Consider the following 22,520-nt stretch of genomic DNA (forward strand, 5'->3'; position numbering starts at 1 on the left):
ATTCAAGTATTTTTCAACTGTACAATTGTATTTTTTAGATAAACAAACGGAGGAATGAAAACATGAAAGAATTAAATGTAGCACTACTTGGTTTAGGAACAGTAGGTTCTGGTGTAGTAAAAATAATAGAAGAAAATAGAGAACAAATTAGAGAAACGATGAATAAAGATATTAATATTAGACATATATTAGTACGTGACAAGTCTAGAAAACGGCCTATTAACACATCAAAATATAACTTAACAGAAGATATAGAAGATATATTTAATGATGACTCAATAGATATCATCGTCGAAGTGCTCGGAGGCGTTGAACCTACAGTAGAATGGTTAAAACGCGCATTGAGTGAGCAAAAACATGTGATTACAGCAAATAAAGATTTGTTGGCTGAAAACTTACGAGAGTTAGAACATTTAGCGCAAGAAAATGACGTTGCTTTAAAATATGAAGCTAGTGTTGCAGGCGGTATTCCTATTGTAAATGCGATAAACAATGGTTTAAATGCTAATAATATAAGTAAGTTTATGGGGATTTTAAATGGTACATCTAACTTTATTTTAAGTAAGATGACTCAAGAAGAGACATCATTTGAAGAAGCTTTGGCAGAAGCACAACGTTTAGGGTTTGCAGAAGCGGATCCAACTGATGATGTTGAAGGTGTTGATGCAGCACGAAAAGTCGTCATTACCTCGTATTTATCGTTTAACCAAGTAATTAATTTAGATGAAGTTGATAGATATGGCATTAGCGATGTTACGCTACCAGATATTAAAGTAGCTGATAAATTTGGCTATAAGATAAAATTGATAGGTAAAGGTACATATGAAAATGCTCAGGTCAATGCATCTGTTGCACCAACTTTGATTGATAAAAGCCATCAGTTAGCGTCTGTTGAAGATGAATTTAACGCGATTTATGTTATTGGTGATGCTGTTGGAGAAACAATGTTTTATGGTAAAGGTGCGGGTAGTTTAGCAACAGGAAGTGCTGTTGTCAGTGATTTATTAAATGTAACATTTAATTTTGATACTAATTTACATACGTTACCCCCGCATTTTGAATTAAAAACTGAAGAAACCAAAGAAATGATGAATGAAGAAGAAGATACGATTGTTATTAAAGGTAAGGAAAGTTATTATGTTGTAGTCCAAACAGATGGGGAAGATGTAAAACAAGTTGAAACCTTGTTAAAAGGCGAATTACCTGTTCATAAATCATTAGTAGTGGCTGAACGTGATGCACATACTGCAGGTGTGGTTATTATAGGTATTGATGAATCACCGATAGCAACGATTCAACAATCAGGCTATGTAGTACAGAAAATATATCCAGTTGAAGGAGTTTAATGTTTATGAAAAATTGGCAAGGACTTGTAGAAGAATTTAAAGCATATTTACCAGTGACAGCTAATACACCAAAAGTAAGTTTAAATGAAGGTCATACGCCTTTGATATATTGCGAGAATATGTCTGAAATGCTTGGTATTGAATTACATGTTAAGTATGAAGGTGCAAATCCAACAGGTTCATTCAAAGATAGAGGCATGGTAATGGCAATGGCAAAAGCTAAAGAAGAAGGCAAGAAAATTGTGATTTGTGCTTCAACTGGCAATACGTCAGCCTCTGCAGCAGCGTATGCTGCGAGAGCAGGCTTAAAAGCGATTGTCGTTATTCCAGAAGGGAAAATAGCTTTAGGTAAATTGTCACAAGCAGTTATGTACGGTGCAGAAATTGTTTCTATAGAAGGCAATTTTGATGAAGCGCTTGAAATTGTACAAGAAGTGGCTAAAAATGGTGAAATCGCGCTTGTGAACTCTGTTAATCCTTATCGTATTGAAGGTCAAAAAACAAGCGCTTTTGAAGTAATTCAACAGCTGAATGGTCAAGCACCAGATATATTATCGATTCCGGTTGGAAATGCTGGTAATATTTCAGCATATTGGAAAGGATTTAAAGAGTATCATGACGTAAATGATACACAACTTCCTCATTTATACGGGTTCCAAGCTGAAGGTGCATCACCAATCGTTCAAAATAAAGTAGTGAAGAATCCAGATACGGTAGCTACTGCAATTAGAATTGGTAACCCAGCAAGTTGGGATAAAGCTAATCATGCCCTAAAAGAATCACAAGGCCTCATTGATAGTGTATCAGACGAAGAAATTTTAGAAGCATACCAATTGATGGCTCAAAAAGAAGGTATATTTAGTGAACCTGCAAGTAATGCCTCCATTGCTGGTTTGATTAAGTTGCATCGTGCTGGTAAGTTACCTAAGGGAAAACGCGTAGTGTCAGTATTGACTGGTAATGGCTTAAAAGATCCAGACACAGCTATTTCATTATTAGATAACCCAATTAAGCCACTACCAAATGATAGAGAAAGCATTTTAGAATATATTAAAGGAGCACTTTAGTATGAGTGTACACTTACAGTTAAAAATACCGGCATCTACTGCTAATTTAGGTGTCGGGTTTGATTCTATTGGAATGGCATTAAATAAATTTTTGTATCTTGATGTGCGTATCAATAATATCAATAGATGGTCATTTAAACATATAGGCCCTAATGTTGAATCATTACCAACAGATGAAACACACTATATTTATCAAATTGCACAGCAAGTAGCCAATAAATATGATGTGACTTTACCGTCCCTATCTATTGAAATGAGAAGTGAAATCCCGTTAGCAAGAGGCTTAGGTTCCTCTGCTTCTGCACTCGTAGGTGGATTATACATAGCGAATTATTTTGGTGATATAGAGCTTTCTAAATATGAATTATTGCAGTTGGCAACTGAATTTGAAGGACATCCTGATAATGTGGCACCCACGATTTATGGTGGGCTTGTCTTAGGATATTATGATCCTGAAACAAAAGTGACGGATGTATCATATATTGACCCGCCAAAAGCTGATATTATCATTACAATACCATCAAATGAATTGAGTACAACGCTTTCAAGGAATGTCTTGCCGGAAACATTCTCGCATAAAAACGCTGTTAGAAATAGTGCAATCAGTAATACGATGATTAGTGCTTTAATACAACAGAATTATGAATTGGCAGGCAAAATGATGGAACAAGACGGTTTTCATGAACCATATCGCCAACATTTAATCCCAGAATTCCAAACGATTAAACAGATTGCAAAACAATATAAGTCTTATGCCACTGTTATTAGTGGTGCAGGACCAACTGTATTAACCCTGATTGCACCTGAACGAAGCGGCGAACTAGTAAGAGAATTGAAACGTGAATTTACGAATTGTCGATCAGAACTCGTTACAGTCAATATCACAGGTGTTGAATCTGAAGTAGTATATTAGTTTGATTGATTTGTTATAATATAGTTTTGTAGATGTTGAAAGGAGATTATAAGATGGGATATAAATTAATAGTGATGGATATGGATGATACATTAATGACTTCGGATAACGAAGTTAGCGCTGAAACAGCCAAGTATTTAATGAATATCCAAGCGCAAGGTTATAAAGTTGTACTTGCTTCAGGTCGACCAACAGATGGTATGATGCCTACAGCAAAACATTTGAAATTAGACCAATATAAAAGTTATGTCATAAGTTATAATGGTGGAAAAACGGTTAACGTTTCTGATGAAAAAGTGGAAGTGAGTCGCACTGTATCAAAATCTGATTTTGATAGTATTGTTGATTTTTGTAGAGCACATAGCTTGTTTGTTTTAACTTATCAAGATGGTTATATCGTCTATGAGGGTGAACATGAATATATGAACATTGAATCAGAACTCACAGGCCTGCCAATGAAACAGGTAGATGATTTAAAAGCATATATTCAACAAGATGTACCTAAAGTTATGGGCATTGATTATGTTCCAAATATTACAAGTATTAGAAATAATTTAGATGGTCATTTTAATGAAAACATCGATGTTACTACAAGTAAACCTTTTTTCTTAGAATTTATGGCTCAAGGTGTATCAAAAGGCAATGCGATTACTGAGTTGTGTCAAAAATTAGATATAAACTTATCTCAAGTTATTGGTTTTGGTGATAGTTCGAATGATATATCGATGTTAAAAGTAGTTGGTAAAGCTGTTGCTATGGGTAATGCAAATGATGATGTCAAAGCTGTTGCTGATGAAGTTACTTTAACAAATGATAATGATGGTATCCCACATACTCTGAAATCTTTACTCAATTAAAATGTTGTATTGTGTCTTTGATTGATAGTCTTATTCAAAAACCTCATTCTGAATATAGATGAGAGTGGGGCACAAATCTAAAAATAGCACTCAGATGAATTAAATTATATCATCTGAGTGCTTCATTTATTTAATACTTCCTATTATTGACTCGCCTTTTGAATGATAGCTCTAACCTGTAGTCTTCAGCTTGTCCTGTTCCCTCAAGCGTTTCGCTAAAATACGTCACATTTGTCCAAGAATTTTATATCTCAGACTCATCTTAAGTAAGTACTTATTTTGCAGTATGTGTCCATTCATTTTTACCTCGATGTCTTTTAACATGCGCATAGACATTATCTGCTGCATAATTTAAATTGGTATAAACCGTAATTGAAAACGCTGATTGATTATCTTCAAATGCTTCTTCTGAAAATAGTTCTTTAAGATGGCTAAAAAGACTTTCCATTTGTGAGTGATCTAAACTTGGGTACTCTCTTAATGTGCGTTTGATTAGTTGATCATGTCTTTCTTCAAGTGATTGTACAACAATAACGAAACGTTCATCAGTTTCTAAAATATCGTCAAATAGGTTTGTTTGTCCAATCATAATTTCCACCTCTAAGTCATTAAATTATTAACTTCATTATACCCTAATTTTGACTATCTGAAAATATGATATGTTTTTAATTATTATAAAATCTCATGATAAAGGTTTATTTTAGAATAGGTAGGTAATAAATAACTGTAGGGTTTTTAATATTAAAAAAGCACTGCAAAAAGTATCTTAAAATACTTTTACAGTGCAGTTCATTAATTATAATCATGTTCTTTTAAATCAATGTCTTCGAGTTTAACAATTTTAGTTTGTCGCAATAATTTATGGACAAAATATATGATGGCTAAAATGATCATTGGCGATAGGTTTCTAATTAAGACACTAATGTCGCCTGCTAAAATTGCACCAATTGAATTTCCGATGAATAAGAATAATAACGCAATGATAACTATGATTGGCCCTAAGGGATAAAAGGGAGCTTTATAAGGTAGCACTTCATCAGGGTTCTTGTTTTGTTTTTTTATCGCAGACCGCAGTCGGATTTGTGCTACGATACTAGAAGCCCAAACAACGATGACTAAAGAACCAATAATATTTAATAATGAAAAGACGATATCTGATTTAAACTGAGCGATTATAATTATTAATAAAACGATCATAAAAGTTACGAACAATGATACCAAAGGTAACTTTGTAGTTTTATTTAATTTACTCAAAAATCTAGGTGCTTGTTTATCTTCAGCCATTGAGAACAACATTCTACTTGTAGTATAAATACCTGAATTTGCAGCAGATAATAATGAAGTTAAAATAACAGCATTAATAACAGATGCAGCAAATGCAATACCTACACGATCAAAAACGATTGTAAAAGGACTCTGTGAGACAGATTCACTTTTGTTTAATAACAATGGATCTGTGTAAGGAATGATTGCTGAAATAACGGCGATTGATAAAACATAGAACAATAATATTCTCCAAAATACTTGTTTAATTGCTTTTGGCATGGATTGACTTGGATTTGAAGATTCTCCAGCTGTTACGGCTACGACTTCAGTACCGCCGACAGAGAATCCAGCGACAAGTAAAACACCAAGGAAGCCAGAGATACCTCCTACAAAAGGAGCTTCTCCTGTTACGTAGTTACCTAAACCATATGTCTTTCCACCTAAGATACCAATAATCGTTAATACACCAATAACGATGAAAATAATTATTGTTGCAACTTTGATAAGAGATAACCAGAACTCTGTTTCACCAAAAGCTTTTACAGAAAAAATATTAAGTAAGAAAAGTATAGCAAGGAAGATAATACTCCAAGTAACTGGGCTGAAAAATTGGAAGAAATCCCAATAATAAATTACACTTGAAGAAATAATAATATCAACACTTGTAACTAATAGCCAAATTGCCCAATATAGCCACCCCATGGTGAAGCCTAGGGAACTATCAACAAAACGGGTTGAATAAGAACTAAAAGAACCAGATACAGGGTAAAAGGTAGCAAGTTCACCAATTGAAGACATTAAGAAATATAACATTACACCAATAATCAAGTAAGCTAATATTGCACCACCTGGTCCAGCTTGTGATATTACACTTCCAGTAGCTACAAACAAGCCTGTGCCAATTGCACCGCCAATTGCTATCATAGAAATGTGTCTTGAATTTAGACCACGATTCATATTGTTTTGTGCCATAATACAGTCTCCTATAGTCTATTGAATTTTAAATATATTCTTCATTTTAATGGTTTTATGATTTAAGAGCAATGCTTTTTATGACTTTAAAGCCATAAAATGTTCAAATATTTTGAAAATTGTTATTTTATACATGTATTGTGAGTTGCTTTTACAAATATTATAGATTAAAATAAGTACTAGGTAATAATTATTATTAATAAGAAAAAGCGGGGGAAATATTATGAGTAACAAGAAAAAATTGACGAGCTTATTTGGCGCACCAGTTTCAGATAGAGAAAATAGTATGACAGCAGGCCCTAGAGGTCCATTATTAATGCAAGATTGGTACTTTTTAGAGCAAATGGCTCATTTTGATAGAGAAGTTATACCTGAAAGACGTATGCATGCAAAAGGTTCAGGTGCATTTGGTACATTTACAGTTACAAATGATATTACACAATATACATCAGCAAGCATTTTTTCTGAAGTTGGTAAACAGACGGAAATGTTTGCACGTTTTTCAACTGTAGCAGGTGAAAGAGGTGCGGCTGATGCTGAACGTGATATCCGTGGATTTGCGTTGAAATTTTATACAGATGAAGGAAACTGGGATTTAGTAGGAAACAACACACCAGTATTCTTCTTTAGAGATCCAAAATTATTTGCAAGTCTAAACCACGCTGTAAAACGTGACCCAAGAACAAATATGAGAAGCGCACAAAACAACTGGGATTTCTGGACATCTTTGCCTGAAGCATTGCACCAAGTCACAATCTTAATGTCAGACCGTGGTATTCCTAAAGGCTTTAGACATATGCACGGCTTTGGTTCACACACGTACTCAATGTATAACGACAAAGGTGAACGTGTATGGGTAAAATTCCATCACAGAACACAACAAGGTATTGAAAACTTACAACCTGATGAAGCTGCTAATATCATTGCTCATGATAGAGAATCATCACAACGTGATTTATTTGAAGCAATTGAGAATAAAGATTATCCAAAATGGAAATTATATATACAAGTAATGACAGAAGAACAAGCTAGAAATCATAAAGATAATCCATTTGATTTAACTAAAGTTTGGTATAAAGGCGATTATCCACTTATTGAAGTTGGGGAATGGGAACTTAACCGTAATCCAGATAACTATTTCCAAGATGTTGAACAGGCTGCTTTTGCACCAACAAATATTGTACCTGGTATAGATTTCTCTCCAGACAGAATGTTACAAGGTAGATTATTCTCATACGGTGATGCGCAACGTTATAGATTAGGTGTGAACCATTGGCAAATCCCAGTTAACCAACCTAAAGGTGTAGGCATTGAAAATATTTGCCCATTCAGTCGTGATGGTCAAATGAGAATTCTTGATAATAACCAAGGTGGCGGTACACACTACTATCCAAATAGTGATGGCTCATTTGAAGATCAACCTGAATTTAAAAAACCTGGGCTTAAAGTTGAAGGAGAAGCTTATGAATATGATTTCAGAGAAGACGATGATAACTACTTCGAACAACCAGGTCGTTTATTCAGATTACAATCAAAAGAACAACAAGAACGTATTTTTGAAAATACAGCCAATGAAATGCAAGGTACTACTTTAGAGGTACAACATCGTCATATTCGTCACTGCTATAAAGCGGATAGCGAGTATGGTAAAGGTGTTGCGAAAGCACTAGGCATTGACATTAATGATGTAGACCTAGAAATTGCAGATTAATAAGTGTATTTTGTTATACACGCATAACCATGTTTCATTCGCGTATAGAATGATATGAAAGCAGCTCATTTATTCTAAATATTTGAGTTATCTGTAATGCGAATATGATATTAAACGGATGATTTTTTACAATATAAAGTAAAAAATCATCCGTTTTTATATTTCGTGCTGAAGTATTAAGTATGGTTTAGTTTTTAAGTTGTTCCATTTATAAAAATAGCTTACAAAGTTGGAGAATTGTAAACTATTAAAGAATTGTTTAATTAACGCTAACAACATAATGTTTGACTGAATGATACCTAATTTTATGGCACAGTCATTAAAAATCTTTACCGTGTTTTTATACCTAAGAAGTTTTGTGAATAGAAATGCATTTTCCCACAATTATTACACAATAAAGTTATCATAGGTGTTGGATCATTTCCTAAAGAAGCTGTTAACAATGGTAGAAAATAATGTCCATCTAATATTTCAATATTTGGATGTTCACAGTTACATACGCTTTTATCTTTTGTTTTCTCCGTTATTGAATTGATTATGTGCTTTTTTTGATTATCAGTAATATGACGATTTTCCATATAAAACGCCTCCATATTTTTTAATATACGATTTCATTATAAGGCTTGGGGACCATGATTAATAGACGCTTAACTTATTTAAAAGTGTTAATTAAACACTTTATTGTTAAATAACTATTAAAATTGGTGAATAAATTATAATTTGTAATAAGCGATAGTAATTTTGTGTATTTAAAGTTTTAAATCACCATTATTTCAATGAATATTGAAACTAATAAAATGACTATATAATAAAAACGTCAATTCTATTGTAATGAAATAGAATTGACGTTTACGCTAAGTCCGAGATGTTTTATCCCAGACAATTAGCTTGAAGTGTCGTATTAAAAAGATAATAAAAGCACAGAATTATTTTGTTTCACGATGTAATGTGTATTTATTTAATCGTGGACAGAACTTTTTAAGTTCAATTCGTTCTGGATTATTACGCTTGTTTTTAGTGCTAATATAATTACGATCACCACATTCAGTACAAGCTAATGTTATATTTACGCGCAAAGTTAACACCTCTTTCTTAACAGGAATCATTACGTTTTAAAATATTACCATATTCTATTATTAATTTCAATAAGATTTAATTTTGAAAAGTGTATAGTTAATTATATTTTAAATTGATAATTATTATTTGGATTTTAATCATTTAATTATTTTAGTTTGATAAATGAATAGAATGTGTTATTATACAAAACGTAATTATTACGATTTAAAAGGAGAGAATATTATGGCTAAAAAATCCAAAATTGCTAAGGAACAAAAGAGAGAACGCTTAGTAGCACAATATTACGAATTGAGAAAAGCATTGAAAGAGCAAGGAGATTATGAAGCATTACGCAAATTACCTAGAGATGCTTCACCGACAAGACTGACACGCAGATGCAAAGTAACTGGCCGTCCAAGAGGGGTGCTCAGAAAGTTTGAAATGTCACGTATTGCATTTAGAGAACATGCGCATAAAGGTCAAATACCAGGCGTAAAAAAATCAAGTTGGTAATTTCAGACTTTAGTTCATTTACATTTAAGGTAAAAGCATGTATATTAACTATTGGTAAAGATAAATTAAATGTCATTGTTCGGAAATAACTATCGTATGTATAAGTATTTTTAGTTATAGTTATGAATTTCATTTGAAAATCTTACCTTTAAATACTATTTTATTAATAAATGTTAGGGGTTTATTTAATTATGAAGATATTTGATTACGAAGATATACAGCTTATTCCAAATAAATGTATTGTAAATAGTCGTTCAGAATGTGATACTACTGTGAAATTTGGACCAAAATCATTTAAATTGCCAGTGGTACCTGCGAACATGCAAACAGTAATGAATGAGACGTTAGCAGAATGGTTCGCTGAAAATGATTACTTCTATATTATGCATAGATTTGATGAAGAAGCGCGTATACCATTTGTTAAGAAAATGCATGATAAAGGATTATTTGCTTCAATCTCAGTTGGTATCAAAGAGCGTGAATTTGATTTTGTTGAAAAATTAGCACATGATAATGTGATTCCTGAATATATAACAATTGATATCGCTCATGGTCATTCAGATGCTGTCATTAATATGATTAAACATATTAAAAAGCACATACCTGAAGCATTTGTTATCGCTGGTAACGTTGGTACTCCGGAAGGCGTACGTGAACTGGAAAATGCTGGTGCAGACGCAACTAAGGTTGGTATTGGACCAGGTCGTGTTTGTATTACAAAAATTAAAACAGGTTTTGGCACAGGTGGTTGGCAATTAGCCGCGTTGAACCATTGTAGTAAAGCTGCACGAAAACCAATAATAGCTGATGGAGGAATCAGAACTCACGGTGATATTGCTAAATCAATTCGTTTTGGTGCATCAATGGTTATGGTAGGATCACTGTTTGCTGCACATGAAGAATCACCTGGTGAAACCGTTGAATTAGATGGAAAAATGTATAAAGAATATTTTGGTAGTGCGTCAGAATTCCAAAAAGGTGAACACAAAAATGTTGAAGGTAAAAAAATGTTTGTTGAGCATAAAGGTTTATTGAAAGACACATTAATTGAAATGCAACAAGATTTACAAAGTTCTATTTCATATGCAGGTGGCAATGATTTAAATTCATTAACTAAAGTGGATTATGTTATAGTAAGAAACTCAATCTTTAATGGAGATAGAGACTAATAAACTAGTGGGTGTAAAAAATTAAACGATTTTTATTATATGTAATTGTATTTCTTTGTATTGTTTTAATTACTCCAATCAAAGCATTTACACCTTTAGAAAATTTACAGCAACAATTTAAAGCAAAAGTAGATAGTTGGTCTTCTTCTGAACAGTCACAAACTGAAAATGCTTTAAAAGTACCTGATGAGCAAGAATTTGCTTTGAATAACATTCAAATGAATATGTCAAAGGATGAAGTTGAAACAAAACTGGGTAAGGCAAAACGTGTTACTTCAAATGAATATGGTACGCAATGGTATACTTACTATTCGGAGAATTATAAGCGTTTTATTATGGTAAGTTATATTAAAGGTAAAGTGAACGGACTATACAGTAATCAAAATGTTATTTCTTCAAAATCTAAAATCAAATACAATACTCCTAAAAATATAGTTAGAGAACGATTAGGTGATCCGATAACTGCAAAACGCAAAGGTCATTTAAGTATAGACGTTCGCGATAATGAATTTGACAATTTTAAAAAAGACAACATTTACACAACTGCTTTTTATGACAAACATAATGACAATAATCTTACTGCGCTACTATTAGTAAGTGAAAAAATGGAGAATAGACTTCAAAATCAATATGCAACACCATCGCGTAATTTAGCAAAAGGTTTTGAACTGCAAAACCTTGATTTGGTCAATGCTGAAAGAGTACAACATGGGTTAAATACGTTAGATTATTCGACGGCTATCTCTGATACAGCACGTAAACACAGCACTGATATGGCTGAGAATAATTATTTTGACCATAATAATCAATCTGGTGATTCACCATTTGATAGATTAGAACAAGATGGCCATGATTTTAATGCAGCTGGCGAGAATTTAGCTTATGGTCAACCAAGTAGTATATATGCTCATCAAGGATTGATGAACTCTTTAGGCCATAGAAAAAATATCCTTAAAGATGAATTTAGTACGTTAGGTGTCGGAGTTGATTTTAATGAACACAAACAACCTTATTGGACTGAAAATTATACGGGATAGTGTTTATACATTGTTGAAAAGGGTATCTGTATTCTGTGAGGATGAGGTATTATGACAACAAATAAAAAAGATCAAACAGAAGATATACTAGAAAAAGTAAAAGATGTTTTAGAAAAAAATGACAATAAATAAGAGGCTACGCTTAGAGCGTAGCCTCTTATTTATTGAGAGTGTCTTTATCTATAAAATTAAATTTCTCTAAATAGGCCGACAACTTTACCCAACACAGCAACTTGATCTAAATAGATTGGCGACATTGTACTGTTTTCCGGCTGTAAACGGTAACGTGTTTTTTCTTTGTAAAAACGTTTGACTGTAGCTTCATTCTCTTCTGTCATGGCTACAATAATATCACCATTTTCAGCAATCGTTTGGCTTCTTACGATAACTTTATCTCCATCCAATATTCCAGCTTCAATCATGCTATCACCAACAACATTTAAGATGAAAATATCACTGTTATGTGTAGATGTAAAGTGCTCAGGTAACGGAAAATACTCTTCAACATTTTCGACAGCAGTGATAGGTATACCTGCTGTTACTTTACCGATGACTGGCACGTGGATTGTGGATTCCATGTTTACAGTTTCACCTAATTGTTCGGTAACGATTTCGATTGCACGTGGTTTAGTTGGATCTCTTTTTATATAACCCTTTTCTTCTAATCTAGAAAGATGTCCGTGCACAGTTGAACTTGATGCTAAACCAACAGCTTCACCAATCTCTCGAACACTTGGCGGATAACCCTTTGAATGAACAGTCTGCTTAATATATTCAAAAATTTCATTTTGTCGCTTAGTTAATTCTCTCATAATAGGCACTCCCTACATTAATTTATTTTTATTATAGCATGTATTATTAACGTTTACAAACGTTTGTTCGTTTTTATATTGACAGAGAACAGATGTTCTGATAAAGTATAGCTACAAACAAACGTTCTTAGGAGTGACTTATATGCTTAAACTATATATATATCAAATCAAACCTTATATTGCAGTATTGTTAGCTACAATGGTTTTATGTACTGTATTCATATTGACTGCTTATTATAATACGGAATCAGAACAGACGTACGAAATGACAGATCATCAAATGACAAATGTTTCTACAAAAGACGAACAGTATCAAATGAACTCAGATGAAAAAAGCGAACGGACACTTAATCAATTTTTAGCTAAAGCCCAATAAAATATTAAGCCACTTTTATTGTGAAAGTGAATTTGCTTAGGAAAATGATAAAATAAGCGTAACTATTTAGTTTCGCTTATTTTTTTGTTATATTTTCTATATTATGAATTACGGAGGTTTATTATGGCGAAAAATGATGCCGTAGATATTAAGCGTATAAATGAGTTAGCAAAAAAGAAAAAGGAACAAGGGTTAACTGAATCTGAATCAAAAGAGCAATCGAAATTAAGGAAGGCATATTTAGATTCTTTCCGAAAAAGCTTTAAAAAACAAATTGAAAGTACAAGAGTTATTGATCCCGAGGGCAATGATGTAACACCTGAAAAGGTGAAAAAAATATTAGATTCTAAAGATAAAAAAGATAATAACTAAATCAATTTTTTGTTAAATAAATACTAAATAAGGTATAATAGTACTGAAACTTGCTATAAGAAAGGAAGTCATTTAGATGAATAAAGAAAAAGATCAATTAGCAATAGATACGATAAGAGCTTTAAGTATCGATGCTGTTGAGCAAGCAAACTCAGGTCACCCTGGATTACCAATGGGAGCTGCTCCAATGGCATATACTTTATGGACACGCCACTTAAATTTCAACCCCCAATCAAAAGATTTCTTTGATAGAGATCGTTTTGTATTATCTGCAGGGCATGGTTCTGCGTTGCTTTATAGTTTATTACATGTTTCAGGTAGTTTAGAATTGGATGAATTAAAACAATTTAGACAATGGGGTTCAAAAACTCCAGGTCATCCAGAGTTTAGACATACAGATGGTGTTGAAGTAACAACTGGACCATTAGGACAAGGTTTTGCTATGTCTGTAGGTATGGCAATGGCTGAAAAACATCTTGCTGGTAAGTTTAATAAAGAAGACGCTAACGTAGTAGACCACCATACTTATGTGATAGCTTCTGATGGGGATTTAATGGAAGGTATTTCGCATGAAGCTGCATCATTAGCTGGTCATAACCAATTAGATAAGCTTATCGTGTTATATGATTCAAATGATATTTCTTTAGACGGTGATTTAAACAAAGCATTTTCTGAAGATGTTAAAACACGCTTTGAATCATATGGTTGGGAACATATTTTAGTTAAAGATGGTAATGATATAGATGCTATCGATAATGCTATTAAAGAAGCTAAAGCTTCTGATGTACCAACAATTATCGAAGTAAAAACAATCATAGGTTACGGCGCACCAAACAAACAAGCTTCTCATGGTGTACACGGAGCTCCATTAGGTGAAGAAGAAAGAAAATTAGCATTAGAAAACTATGGTTTGGATCCTGAAAAACGCTTTAACGTACCTGATGAAGTATATGAAATTTTCCAACAAACAATGTTGAAACGTGCTAATGAAAAAGAAGAAAGCTGGAATAAACTTGTTGAAACATACAATGAAAAATATCCAGAATTAGCAGAATCATTTAAGTTAGCAATCAGTGGTGAATTACCAACGAACTACTCTGATGAATTGCCAGAATTTGAAGCAGGACATAGTGGTGCTTCACGTGCAGATTCTGGTGAAGTCATTCAAGCACTTAGTAAAACAGTGCCTTCATTCTTTGGTGGCTCAGCTGACTTAGCAGGTTCAAATAAATCAAACGTTAAAGATGCGGTTGATTTTGATAAAGATACACCTGAAGGTAAAAATATCTGGTTTGGTGTACGTGAATTTGCAATGGGTGCTGCAGTGAATGGTATGGCAGCTCATGGTGGTTTACACCCATATGGAGCGACTTTCTTCGTCTTTAGTGACTATTTAAAACCAGCACTTCGTTTATCAGCAATCATGGGATTAAATTCAACGTTTATTTTTACACATGATTCAATTGCTGTTGGTGAAGATGGTCCTACACATGAACCTATCGAACAATTAGCTGGTTTACGTGCAATTCCAAACATGAATGTTATTCGTCCAGCAGACGGTAATGAAACACGTGTAGCTTGGGAAGTAGCGATGGAATCAGAAAGTACGCCTACATCTTTAGTGCTAACGCGTCAAAACCTAACAACAATGGATTTACCTAAAGAAACTGTTGAAGAAGGTGTACGTAAAGGTGCTTATGTGGTGTTTGAATCAGATAAAGATCCAGAGTTCTTACTATTAGCTACAGGTTCAGAAGTTAATTTAGCTATTGAAGCTGCTAAAGATTTAGAAGGACAAGGTAAAGGTGTACGTGTTGTATCAATGCCTAACTGGCATGCATTTGATCAACAATCAGATGAATATAAAGCATCAATATTACCATCTTCAATTACAAAACGTGTAGCTATAGAAATGGCATCATCATTAGGTTGGCATAAATATATAGGTACTGAAGGTAAAGTTATTGGTATTGATGGATTTGGTGCAAGTGCGCCTGGTGATTTAGTAGTTGAAAAATATGGTTTCACTAAAGAAAACGTCCTAAATCAAATTCAATCGTTCTAATCATTTGTATAAAAGATAGCTAATATTTTGGTATGAGAGCAATTGTTCTCATACCAATTTTTATTTATAAATAAAAATTGGATTATATTTACAAACTGAAATTATAATTGATATAATACATAAGGTTGGAAATATAAATGAATTGAGTCACTCTTGAAAAGGAGTGCTTATTTTAGTAAAATGCATTAGGATAGGAAAGTGGGTGAAACAATGGCAACTTGGTTAGCAATTTTATTAATCGTGTTAGCACTTATTCTAGGACTAGTCGGTGGATTTTTCCTTGCGAGAAAATATATGATGGATTATTTGAAAAAGAACCCGCCAATTAATGAAGAAATGCTACGAATGATGATGATGCAGATGGGTCAAAAACCATCTCAAAAGAAAATAAATCAAATGATGACAATGATGAATAAAAATCAAGACGACGCATTCAAGAAGAAGAAATAACGTCTTGTGAAGGCTGATGATTACTACCTACTAGTAAATCGTCAGCTTTTTTGGTTTGAACAAATACCTATTATATTTAAAAAATGAGAATATAATCTAGGTTCGGTCATATAAATGTGATGGTGCTTAATTTTGCTATTTGCAAACCATACTATAATGATTCGAAATTTTATAGATGGATTAAGTTTTTTAAATGGGCATTAAAATAATTAAAGTGATAGTGAATGTAATTTATTTTTTAAATATTCAGTAAATATTTGATTGTAAAATCATATTTGTTATAATTTGTATATATAAGGGAGGTATTAATAAGTGAAGAGTGCTTATGACATGGAAGACAAAGAAGTTTTAGATCGACTAGCAAATATGCATATTAACTTTTCTACTGATGAAGCTTTCAAAGAATATCACAATGCGATGCAAATGCATGATATGAATTATCTTAGATATACTTTAGAAAATGCATTGTCAGCTTGTGATACAACACGTGCTATTTAAATAGCAATGAATAAGATAAGTCTGAAACAAGGCTTATTTTATTTTGAGTAATTTTCTATCAATACCTCCCGACGTTGGCATTAATCATTTGATATATACATAATTGAATTTTGAAATCTACAAATAAGGCTAAATAACATGTTATACAGATCAAATGAAACATATTAAAATTACTGAATGTTAAATAGTAAAATGATATACTATTTTAGGTGGAGATTTAGCCAGTAACATAAAGAAGGTGTAAGCATGTTATATTTAGTTTTTTCTATAGTTGTAGCTTTTTTAATGGGTATTGGGGTAATCGTTGTAAGAATGAAGGCGCAACAATATCCAGTAAATGAAAAGAAAATTATTTTACCGCCGTTTTTTATGGCAACAGGTGCATTAATGTATGTTGTTCCTTATTTCAGGTTAACAGGTATGGAAATAATAGAATGCATTATATTAGGCGTGCTTTTCTCAACGATATTGATTTGGACGTCTCGTTTTGAGACATACGGTAGTGAAATATATATGAAGCGTTCTAAAGCTTTTCCTATTATCTTAATTTCGCTATTGTTGATTAGAACGATTATAAAAATATTTATTAGTAATAAAATAGATCCAGGTGAAATTGCTGGCATGTTTTTCTTACTAGCATTTTGTATGATTGTACCTTGGAGGTTGGCTATGTTATATCAATATAAAAAAGTTAAGAAAACATTAATTAAATAAGCGAAATATGTAATAATACTAGTGTAATTGAATATGCTTGATACAAAAGGCTACTAAATTTCCTTAAAAATCATGGAATTTAAGTAGCCTGTTTTATATTTTGAGAAATTACTTGAGTATTAAGTTGGAGTATTATATCATAAAATCGAACGGATGTTCTATTAGGAGTGATAGAATGAAAATTATACATACAGCTGATTGGCATTTAGGTAGGATTTTGAATGGAAAATCTTTACTGGAAGACCAATCACATATATTAAACCAATTTATAGATAAAATGAACGACGAAAAACCAGACGTAATCGTAATAGCAGGTGATTTATACGATACAAGTTATCCGAACAAAGCAGCAATTCAGTTATTAGAAAATACAATTAATACGTTAAATTTAGAAATGAACATTCCTTTAGTGATTATAAGTGGAAATCACGACAGTAAAGAACGGTTAAATTATGGCTCGAAGTGGTTTGAAAAATCTCAACTTTATATTAGAACCTCATTAGAAGATATGTGTTATCCTATTTCGATTGGAAATATTGATTTTTATACATTACCATTTTCTACTGTGAATGAAACAAGTTATTTTTTTAATGATAAAACGATTGAAACGCATCAACAAGCCGTGAATAAATCAATAGAATTTATAACGCAGAATATAAATGAAAATAAAGTGAATATGTTGGTAGGTCATCTCACAGTCCAAGGAGGTATTCGCAGCGAATCTGAAAGAGCATTGACAATTGGCACTGTTGAATCAGTTGCAGAAAATTCATTCCAGCAATTTGATGCAGTATTGTTAGGCCATTTACATCATCCATTTAGTATAAATTCGAATGTTATTCATTATAGTGGTTCTTTATTACAATATTCTTTTTCAGAAGCTACACAACCTAAAGGTTATAGGGTAATTGAAGTGATAGATCATAAATTAAAAAATAAATTTAAACCATTAACACCTTTAAGGCAATTAGAAGTCATTGAAGGAGACTATGAAGATGCTATCCAAGAAAAATTAGACATAAAAGATAAAAACAATTATTTACATTTTAAGCTAAAACACATGTCACATGTTAGTGATCCTATGATGCATTTGAAACAAATTTATCCAAACACGTTGTCACTTACCAATAGTTCGTTTGAATTTAATACCCCGTTACATCATGAAAATATAGAAATACAAAAATTAGATGATAAAACAATCATTAATAAATTTTTTGAAAATATGACGGATGAAACATTAACGAGCGTTCAAAATAATAAAATTGGTAAAGTTTTAAATCATTTACTTGAAGGAGATCAGACTAAATGAGACCTTTAACTTTAAAATTAACTAATTTCGGCCCGTTTTTAGACGAAACAATTGATTTTCAACAAATAAATAATGATCAATTGTTTTTAATTAGCGGAAAAACGGGATCAGGGAAAACGATGATATTTGATGCTATTGTGTTCGCTTTATTTGGTGAAGCATCGACAAAAGATAGAAACGAAGGGGATTTACGTAGTCACTTTGCAGATGGTAAATCACCAATGGTCGTTGAGTTCGAGTTTAAATTGAGAGATTGTATTTATAAAATTAATCGACAAGGTGCATTTGTAAAAGAAGGCAATAAAAATAAAACACTTGGTCAACTTTCAATTTATCAACTTGAAGATACATATGAATTACGTGAAAGTAAAGTGAATGCTGGAAATCAATTTATTAGAACGTTACTTGGAGTTAATTCAGAACAGTTTAGACAATTATTTATCCTTCCTCAGGGTGAATTTAAACGTTTCTTATTATCTAAAAGTATAGAAAAACAAGAAATACTAAGAACATTGTTTAATAGTCAAAGATTTGAAGAAATACAAAAATTGTTAAATGATGATGTTAAAGAGGTAAGGGCGAATATTGAAAAGCGATATCATACACTTGAAACGGATTGGATGGATTTGGATACTTTTGATGATACCGCGTTAAAAGAATATAAAGAAGTTAGTTCAAGACAAACTGATAAAATTAAAGCATTAATACCACAATTCAAAAGCATAGGTGAATCTATTCAAAATGATTTATTAGCAGCTGAAAAAAGAAGTATTGAAAAATTTGAGCAAGCTGAAAATTTATTAAATCGTAATTTAAAACTTCAAGATGCTATGACAAGCCTTGAACAAAATAAACAAAAGCAAGAAGCTTTGTTATCCAATGAAAATCATATAAAAAATCAAATAAAACTATTAAATGAGATCACTGAGGTAAGACCACTTTCTAATTTACTTGATTCAAAAGAGAAACTTTTAAAAAAGCACGAAGAGATAAAAAAAGATAAAACAGAAACAAAAGCAGTCATTTCAAATTTACAAAGACAATTAGAAGACTACGAGAAACAATTTGAAAAACATCAGAAACTATCTGAAACAATAGAGAAATCGAAATCATTTATAGAAAATTCTAAAATATTTTACAATAAATTTGATAAGTATAAAGATATATATCAACAAAGAGAAAATTTAAATTACACATATGTCGAGTTAAAATCAACGTATGAGCAACAAAAACAACTACTTAATCAATATATTGAAAAATTAAATGACAGAGAACCAGATTATAAAAGAAATGAACAACTTAATGAAAAAATACATCAGTTGGATTATGAAATTAAAGTTAACAAACAAAATGAGTTGAATAAAAACGAATATCAAGACTTGCAAAAGCGACAAACTAACATAACAAACCAAACTGAACTTATTAATTCTGAAATGCGTGCATTAGACGCTAAATATGAAGCAATCGATAAAACTAATATAGATTTAAATAATAAACAAGATATGATATCTAAGTTACAATCAGTGCTAGCTATAGGTGATACTTGCCCACTTTGTGGCAATGAAATTCATGAAATTGAACATCATATAGATTTTGATGAACTTACCAAAAGACATAGTCAGCTTGATCATATAGAACAACAACGTCTAAAATTAAAAGAGCAAAAAATTAAATATGAAAGTGAATGGCATCACATTTCAGAACAGTTACATAGATTTAACTTAGATGATTTAGAAAAAACAAATTATACTGAGCTAGAATTAACTAAAGATAACTTATTAAAAGAAAAAAGATTGCTAGAAGAGGAAAGTGAAGTAATTAGAAACCTTCAAGAGAAAATTTTTAATCTAAGGCAGAAATCACATGAGTTAGAATTGGATTTAAAAACGCAACAATTCAAATTAGATGAAAATACATTGATGATAAATGATTTTGAAAATACAACACAATATACAGACGTGGATAAATTTATTACTGCTTATGACAATTCATTAGTGAAAGTCAATGATTATCAAAAGCAATATGAATGGTTAGTACAGCAACTTCAAGAATCTAAAAACGCATTGTCGCTTGAAATGAATAACAAAACACATCTTGACAATACTGAAAAGAGTTTGCAAAAGGATATTAAAGAAGCGAACCATAAAATCAACAATGAAATGAATAGAATTGGCTTTACATCATTAAAAGATGTAGAACACACGATTAATGAAATTCCTAATAAAACGAAAATAGAAGCAGAAATCAACAAATTTAATCAAGAGAAACAACAATTTGAGATTATCATCAAACAGCTGGAAACAGAAATTAATGACCAAGAATTATGTGATATTAATCAATTAAAAAAAGATTATGAGCAGGAAAAAATACAACTAGATCATGCCAAAGCGATGTTAAGTAAACATAATTATAAACTTGAGTTTAACAACAAGAAAATTGATAATATTTATGCTATTATAAATCATTTAGAAAAAGAACTACAAGAACAACAAGAAGTTTTTCAATTAGCAGAAGTTTTATCTGGGAAAAATGAACAAAAATTAACTTTAGAAAATTTTGTTTTAATTTATTATTTAGAACGCATACTTGCGCATGCGAACCAACGCTTATCATTGATGACAGGTGAAAGGTATCAATTAGTTAGAAGGGAACAAACTTCAAAAGGGTATAGTGGCTTAGAAATAGATGTATTTGATTCGCACTCTAATAAGAAAAGACATATTACTTCTTTATCAGGAGGAGAAACCTTCCAGGCATCCTTAGCGCTGGCTTTAGGTCTGAGTGAAGTAGTACAACAGGAATCTGGTGGCATTGCATTAGATTCGATGTTTATAGACGAAGGATTTGGTACTTTAGATCAGGAGACCCTAGAAACTGCTTTGGATACACTACTTAGTTTAAAATCTTCTGGAAGAATGGTTGGAATTATTTCTCATGTTAGTGAATTAAAGCAACGTATTCCACTTATTTTAGAAGTGCAGACAGAACAATACCAAAGTAAAACAAAGTTTATAAAACAATAAAAGCATAAAAACAGTGAATTGCTTTATGAACAGTAATTCACTGTTTTTAATCTTAAAGAAATAGGTATATAAGGGCATTGAAGATGGTTATTTGATGATACTTATTTAAATAATTTCATTTTAAAATAAACTTAATGGAAGTTTATACATGGATGATATGTTGATTTAGGTTATAAGTTTAGTTTAATCATCTATTAATAATATGCAAAAGCCTTGTTTTTTATTGAGAATAGCTTAGACAAATAGCGCTAAATTTAAAACTAGGGGTGAAGTATTTGTAACAAAGAGTCTTATTATAAAAAGGAAATAGCAACAAGTTAGCTCGTCTTATGAATTAAAGGTAGAATGTCCAAATCACAAAATAATCCCGTAAATGAATGTTGAAAATTCATTTGCGGGATTATAGTTTAAGGAATTTCATCCTAATTTCTTACAAAAATACGAGCGTACTAAATAATAGATCGTGTTAACGTTTATTGTTTGTCACGTAATAAATCACGAATTTCTGTTAATAGTACTGTGTTTTCTTCAATTTCTTCTTCTTCTTGTTTAATCAATGTATTTGCAATTTTAACAAATATAAATAGTGCGAATGCAATAATAATAAAGTCAATAATCGATTGTACAAACATACCATATTTGATACCCATGAAGGACCAACTTTTGGCAAAATCAACGGTACCGAAGATTAAACCGATTAATGGCATGATAATATATGATACCAAAGCTGTTACAATTTTGTTGAAAGCTGCACCCATAACTACAGCTACTGCTAAATCTAAGACATTCCCTTTCAATGCAAAATCTTTAAATTCTTGTAGCATATTATTAACCTCTCTTAATTAAATATATTTAATATAAATGTTATTATACAATATTTATTAAATTATGAAAATACTTTTTAAAAGTGAATTTGATATTAACATAGATGTTTGTTATTCTTATGAATGGTTAAACTAAAAAATAGAAATAAATTTATTTTTGCAAATTTCTA

At 31.6% G+C, this 22,520-nt stretch carries 22 protein-coding genes; 16 read left to right on the forward strand and 6 right to left on the reverse strand.

Annotated elements, in window-relative coordinates:
* The first annotated feature begins 62 nt into the window (after window positions 1-62).
* From KA883_RS09430 to KA883_RS09445, 4 genes are read left to right on the forward strand one after another with little or no spacing between them, the layout of a single operon-like run.
* Window positions 63-1,346: a homoserine dehydrogenase gene (locus KA883_RS09430; RefSeq protein ID WP_046208577.1), complete on the forward strand. Its 1,284-nt coding sequence runs from the start codon at window positions 63-65 to the stop codon at window positions 1,344-1,346.
* A 5-nt stretch (window positions 1,347-1,351) separates the two neighbouring features.
* Window positions 1,352-2,413, forward strand: coding sequence for a threonine synthase (gene thrC, locus KA883_RS09435; protein ID WP_046208576.1), 1,062 nt, complete (start codon window positions 1,352-1,354; stop codon window positions 2,411-2,413).
* Between the two features lies 1 nt (window position 2,414).
* A complete protein-coding gene (gene thrB / locus KA883_RS09440) occupies window positions 2,415-3,326 on the forward strand; it encodes a homoserine kinase (protein ID WP_046208575.1) in 912 nt (303 codons plus the stop codon).
* A 53-nt stretch (window positions 3,327-3,379) separates the two neighbouring features.
* Window positions 3,380-4,183 (forward strand): Cof-type HAD-IIB family hydrolase, encoded by an 804-nt coding sequence (locus KA883_RS09445; protein WP_064209007.1) that lies wholly within the window; start codon window positions 3,380-3,382, stop codon window positions 4,181-4,183.
* Between the two features lie 274 nt (window positions 4,184-4,457).
* Here the strand turns inward: KA883_RS09445 and KA883_RS09450 are convergent, their stop codons facing one another.
* On the reverse strand, window positions 4,458-4,772 hold the full coding sequence (locus KA883_RS09450; protein ID WP_046208573.1) for a hypothetical protein: 315 nt from the start codon (window positions 4,770-4,772) through the stop codon (window positions 4,458-4,460).
* Window positions 4,773-4,975: 203 nt separating this feature from the next.
* Window positions 4,976-6,421, reverse strand: a complete 1,446-nt coding sequence (locus tag KA883_RS09455) for an amino acid permease (protein ID WP_046208572.1) — start codon at window positions 6,419-6,421, stop codon at window positions 4,976-4,978.
* Between the two features lie 223 nt (window positions 6,422-6,644).
* Here KA883_RS09455 and KA883_RS09460 point away from each other — a divergent pair, with 223 nt between their 5' ends.
* Window positions 6,645-8,132, forward strand: a complete 1,488-nt coding sequence (locus KA883_RS09460; protein WP_046208571.1) for a catalase — start codon at window positions 6,645-6,647, stop codon at window positions 8,130-8,132.
* Between the two features lie 329 nt (window positions 8,133-8,461).
* Here the strand turns inward: KA883_RS09460 and KA883_RS09465 are convergent, their stop codons facing one another.
* Together KA883_RS09465 and rpmG are read right to left on the reverse strand one after the other, a co-directional pair.
* Entirely contained in the window at window positions 8,462-8,710 is a 249-nt protein-coding gene (locus KA883_RS09465; protein WP_046208570.1) for a hypothetical protein, read from the reverse strand.
* Window positions 8,711-9,058: 348 nt separating this feature from the next.
* Complete coding sequence (gene rpmG / locus KA883_RS09470; protein ID WP_017724369.1) at window positions 9,059-9,208, reverse strand: 50S ribosomal protein L33; 150 nt, start codon at window positions 9,206-9,208, stop codon at window positions 9,059-9,061.
* 223 nt (window positions 9,209-9,431) lie between these two features.
* On the opposite strand from rpmG, the gene rpsN reads away from it, so the two are divergent.
* The 3 genes from rpsN to KA883_RS09485 all read left to right on the forward strand — a co-directional run bounded on the left by rpsN (window position 9,432) and on the right by KA883_RS09485 (window position 11,907).
* Entirely contained in the window at window positions 9,432-9,701 is a 270-nt protein-coding gene (gene rpsN / locus KA883_RS09475; RefSeq protein WP_046208569.1) for a 30S ribosomal protein S14, read from the forward strand.
* 191 nt (window positions 9,702-9,892) lie between these two features.
* Window positions 9,893-10,870 carry a GMP reductase gene (gene guaC / locus KA883_RS09480; protein WP_046208568.1) on the forward strand — a complete coding sequence of 326 codons (978 nt, stop codon included), beginning with the start codon at window positions 9,893-9,895 and terminating at the stop codon, window positions 10,868-10,870.
* 20 nt (window positions 10,871-10,890) lie between these two features.
* Window positions 10,891-11,907, forward strand: coding sequence for a CAP domain-containing protein (locus tag KA883_RS09485; RefSeq protein ID WP_046208567.1), 1,017 nt, complete (start codon window positions 10,891-10,893; stop codon window positions 11,905-11,907).
* A 188-nt stretch (window positions 11,908-12,095) separates the two neighbouring features.
* Here KA883_RS09485 and lexA read toward each other — a convergent pair whose 3' ends face one another.
* Window positions 12,096-12,719: a transcriptional repressor LexA gene (gene lexA, locus KA883_RS09490; protein WP_046208566.1), complete on the reverse strand. Its 624-nt coding sequence runs from the start codon at window positions 12,717-12,719 to the stop codon at window positions 12,096-12,098.
* Window positions 12,720-12,861: 142 nt separating this feature from the next.
* On the opposite strand from lexA, the gene sosA reads away from it, so the two are divergent.
* From sosA to sbcC, 8 genes are all read left to right on the forward strand, one after another.
* Window positions 12,862-13,095 carry a DNA damage-induced cell division inhibitor SosA gene (gene sosA, locus KA883_RS09495; protein ID WP_046208565.1) on the forward strand — a complete coding sequence of 78 codons (234 nt, stop codon included), beginning with the start codon at window positions 12,862-12,864 and terminating at the stop codon, window positions 13,093-13,095.
* Between the two features lie 123 nt (window positions 13,096-13,218).
* Window positions 13,219-13,467, forward strand: coding sequence for a DUF896 domain-containing protein (locus tag KA883_RS09500; protein ID WP_046208564.1), 249 nt, complete (start codon window positions 13,219-13,221; stop codon window positions 13,465-13,467).
* A gap of 76 nt (window positions 13,468-13,543) precedes the next feature.
* On the forward strand, window positions 13,544-15,532 hold the full coding sequence (tkt, locus tag KA883_RS09505) for a transketolase (protein ID WP_210139961.1): 1,989 nt from the start codon (window positions 13,544-13,546) through the stop codon (window positions 15,530-15,532).
* Between the two features lie 210 nt (window positions 15,533-15,742).
* Window positions 15,743-15,982 carry a YneF family protein gene (locus tag KA883_RS09510; RefSeq protein WP_019467986.1) on the forward strand — a complete coding sequence of 80 codons (240 nt, stop codon included), beginning with the start codon at window positions 15,743-15,745 and terminating at the stop codon, window positions 15,980-15,982.
* A gap of 312 nt (window positions 15,983-16,294) precedes the next feature.
* Window positions 16,295-16,480 (forward strand): hypothetical protein, encoded by a 186-nt coding sequence (locus tag KA883_RS09515; RefSeq protein ID WP_046208562.1) that lies wholly within the window; start codon window positions 16,295-16,297, stop codon window positions 16,478-16,480.
* A gap of 246 nt (window positions 16,481-16,726) precedes the next feature.
* Window positions 16,727-17,194: a CcdC family protein gene (locus KA883_RS09520; protein WP_046208561.1), complete on the forward strand. Its 468-nt coding sequence runs from the start codon at window positions 16,727-16,729 to the stop codon at window positions 17,192-17,194.
* Window positions 17,195-17,369: 175 nt separating this feature from the next.
* On the forward strand, window positions 17,370-18,503 hold the full coding sequence (sbcD, locus tag KA883_RS09525; protein ID WP_046208560.1) for an exonuclease subunit SbcD: 1,134 nt from the start codon (window positions 17,370-17,372) through the stop codon (window positions 18,501-18,503).
* A complete protein-coding gene (gene sbcC, locus KA883_RS09530) occupies window positions 18,500-21,526 on the forward strand; it encodes an exonuclease subunit SbcC (RefSeq protein ID WP_210139962.1) in 3,027 nt (1,008 codons plus the stop codon). The genes sbcD and sbcC overlap by 4 nt, the downstream gene beginning before the upstream one ends.
* A 473-nt stretch (window positions 21,527-21,999) precedes the next feature.
* Here the strand turns inward: sbcC and mscL are convergent, their stop codons facing one another.
* Window positions 22,000-22,350, reverse strand: a complete 351-nt coding sequence (mscL, locus tag KA883_RS09535) for a large conductance mechanosensitive channel protein MscL (protein ID WP_046208558.1) — start codon at window positions 22,348-22,350, stop codon at window positions 22,000-22,002.
* Window positions 22,351-22,520 lie beyond the last annotated feature (170 nt).

This window comes from Staphylococcus sp. GDY8P54P, assembly GCF_017892645.1.
GTDB classification, from domain to species: Bacteria; Bacillota; Bacilli; order Staphylococcales; family Staphylococcaceae; genus Staphylococcus; species Staphylococcus ureilyticus.

What these genes read in the sequence shown, in the direction of transcription:
- KA883_RS09430 (WP_046208577.1), top strand. Translation starts at nt 63, where the DNA reads ATGAAAGAATTAAATGTAGCACTACTTGGTTTAGGAACAGTAGGTTCT.
- thrC (WP_046208576.1), top strand. Translation starts at nt 1,352, where the DNA reads ATGAAAAATTGGCAAGGACTTGTAGAAGAATTTAAAGCATATTTACCA.
- thrB (WP_046208575.1), top strand. Translation starts at nt 2,415, where the DNA reads ATGAGTGTACACTTACAGTTAAAAATACCGGCATCTACTGCTAATTTA.
- KA883_RS09445 (WP_064209007.1), top strand. Translation starts at nt 3,380, where the DNA reads ATGGGATATAAATTAATAGTGATGGATATGGATGATACATTAATGACT.
- KA883_RS09450 (WP_046208573.1), bottom strand. Translation starts at nt 4,772, where the DNA reads ATGATTGGACAAACAAACCTATTTGACGATATTTTAGAAACTGATGAA.
- KA883_RS09455 (WP_046208572.1), bottom strand. Translation starts at nt 6,421, where the DNA reads ATGGCACAAAACAATATGAATCGTGGTCTAAATTCAAGACACATTTCT.
- KA883_RS09460 (WP_046208571.1), top strand. Translation starts at nt 6,645, where the DNA reads ATGAGTAACAAGAAAAAATTGACGAGCTTATTTGGCGCACCAGTTTCA.
- KA883_RS09465 (WP_046208570.1), bottom strand. Translation starts at nt 8,710, where the DNA reads ATGGAAAATCGTCATATTACTGATAATCAAAAAAAGCACATAATCAAT.
- rpsN (WP_046208569.1), top strand. Translation starts at nt 9,432, where the DNA reads ATGGCTAAAAAATCCAAAATTGCTAAGGAACAAAAGAGAGAACGCTTA.
- guaC (WP_046208568.1), top strand. Translation starts at nt 9,893, where the DNA reads ATGAAGATATTTGATTACGAAGATATACAGCTTATTCCAAATAAATGT.
- lexA (WP_046208566.1), bottom strand. Translation starts at nt 12,719, where the DNA reads ATGAGAGAATTAACTAAGCGACAAAATGAAATTTTTGAATATATTAAG.
- sosA (WP_046208565.1), top strand. Translation starts at nt 12,862, where the DNA reads ATGCTTAAACTATATATATATCAAATCAAACCTTATATTGCAGTATTG.
- KA883_RS09500 (WP_046208564.1), top strand. Translation starts at nt 13,219, where the DNA reads ATGGCGAAAAATGATGCCGTAGATATTAAGCGTATAAATGAGTTAGCA.
- tkt (WP_210139961.1), top strand. Translation starts at nt 13,544, where the DNA reads ATGAATAAAGAAAAAGATCAATTAGCAATAGATACGATAAGAGCTTTA.
- KA883_RS09510 (WP_019467986.1), top strand. Translation starts at nt 15,743, where the DNA reads ATGGCAACTTGGTTAGCAATTTTATTAATCGTGTTAGCACTTATTCTA.
- KA883_RS09520 (WP_046208561.1), top strand. Translation starts at nt 16,727, where the DNA reads ATGTTATATTTAGTTTTTTCTATAGTTGTAGCTTTTTTAATGGGTATT.
- sbcD (WP_046208560.1), top strand. Translation starts at nt 17,370, where the DNA reads ATGAAAATTATACATACAGCTGATTGGCATTTAGGTAGGATTTTGAAT.
- sbcC (WP_210139962.1), top strand. Translation starts at nt 18,500, where the DNA reads ATGAGACCTTTAACTTTAAAATTAACTAATTTCGGCCCGTTTTTAGAC.
- mscL (WP_046208558.1), bottom strand. Translation starts at nt 22,350, where the DNA reads ATGCTACAAGAATTTAAAGATTTTGCATTGAAAGGGAATGTCTTAGAT.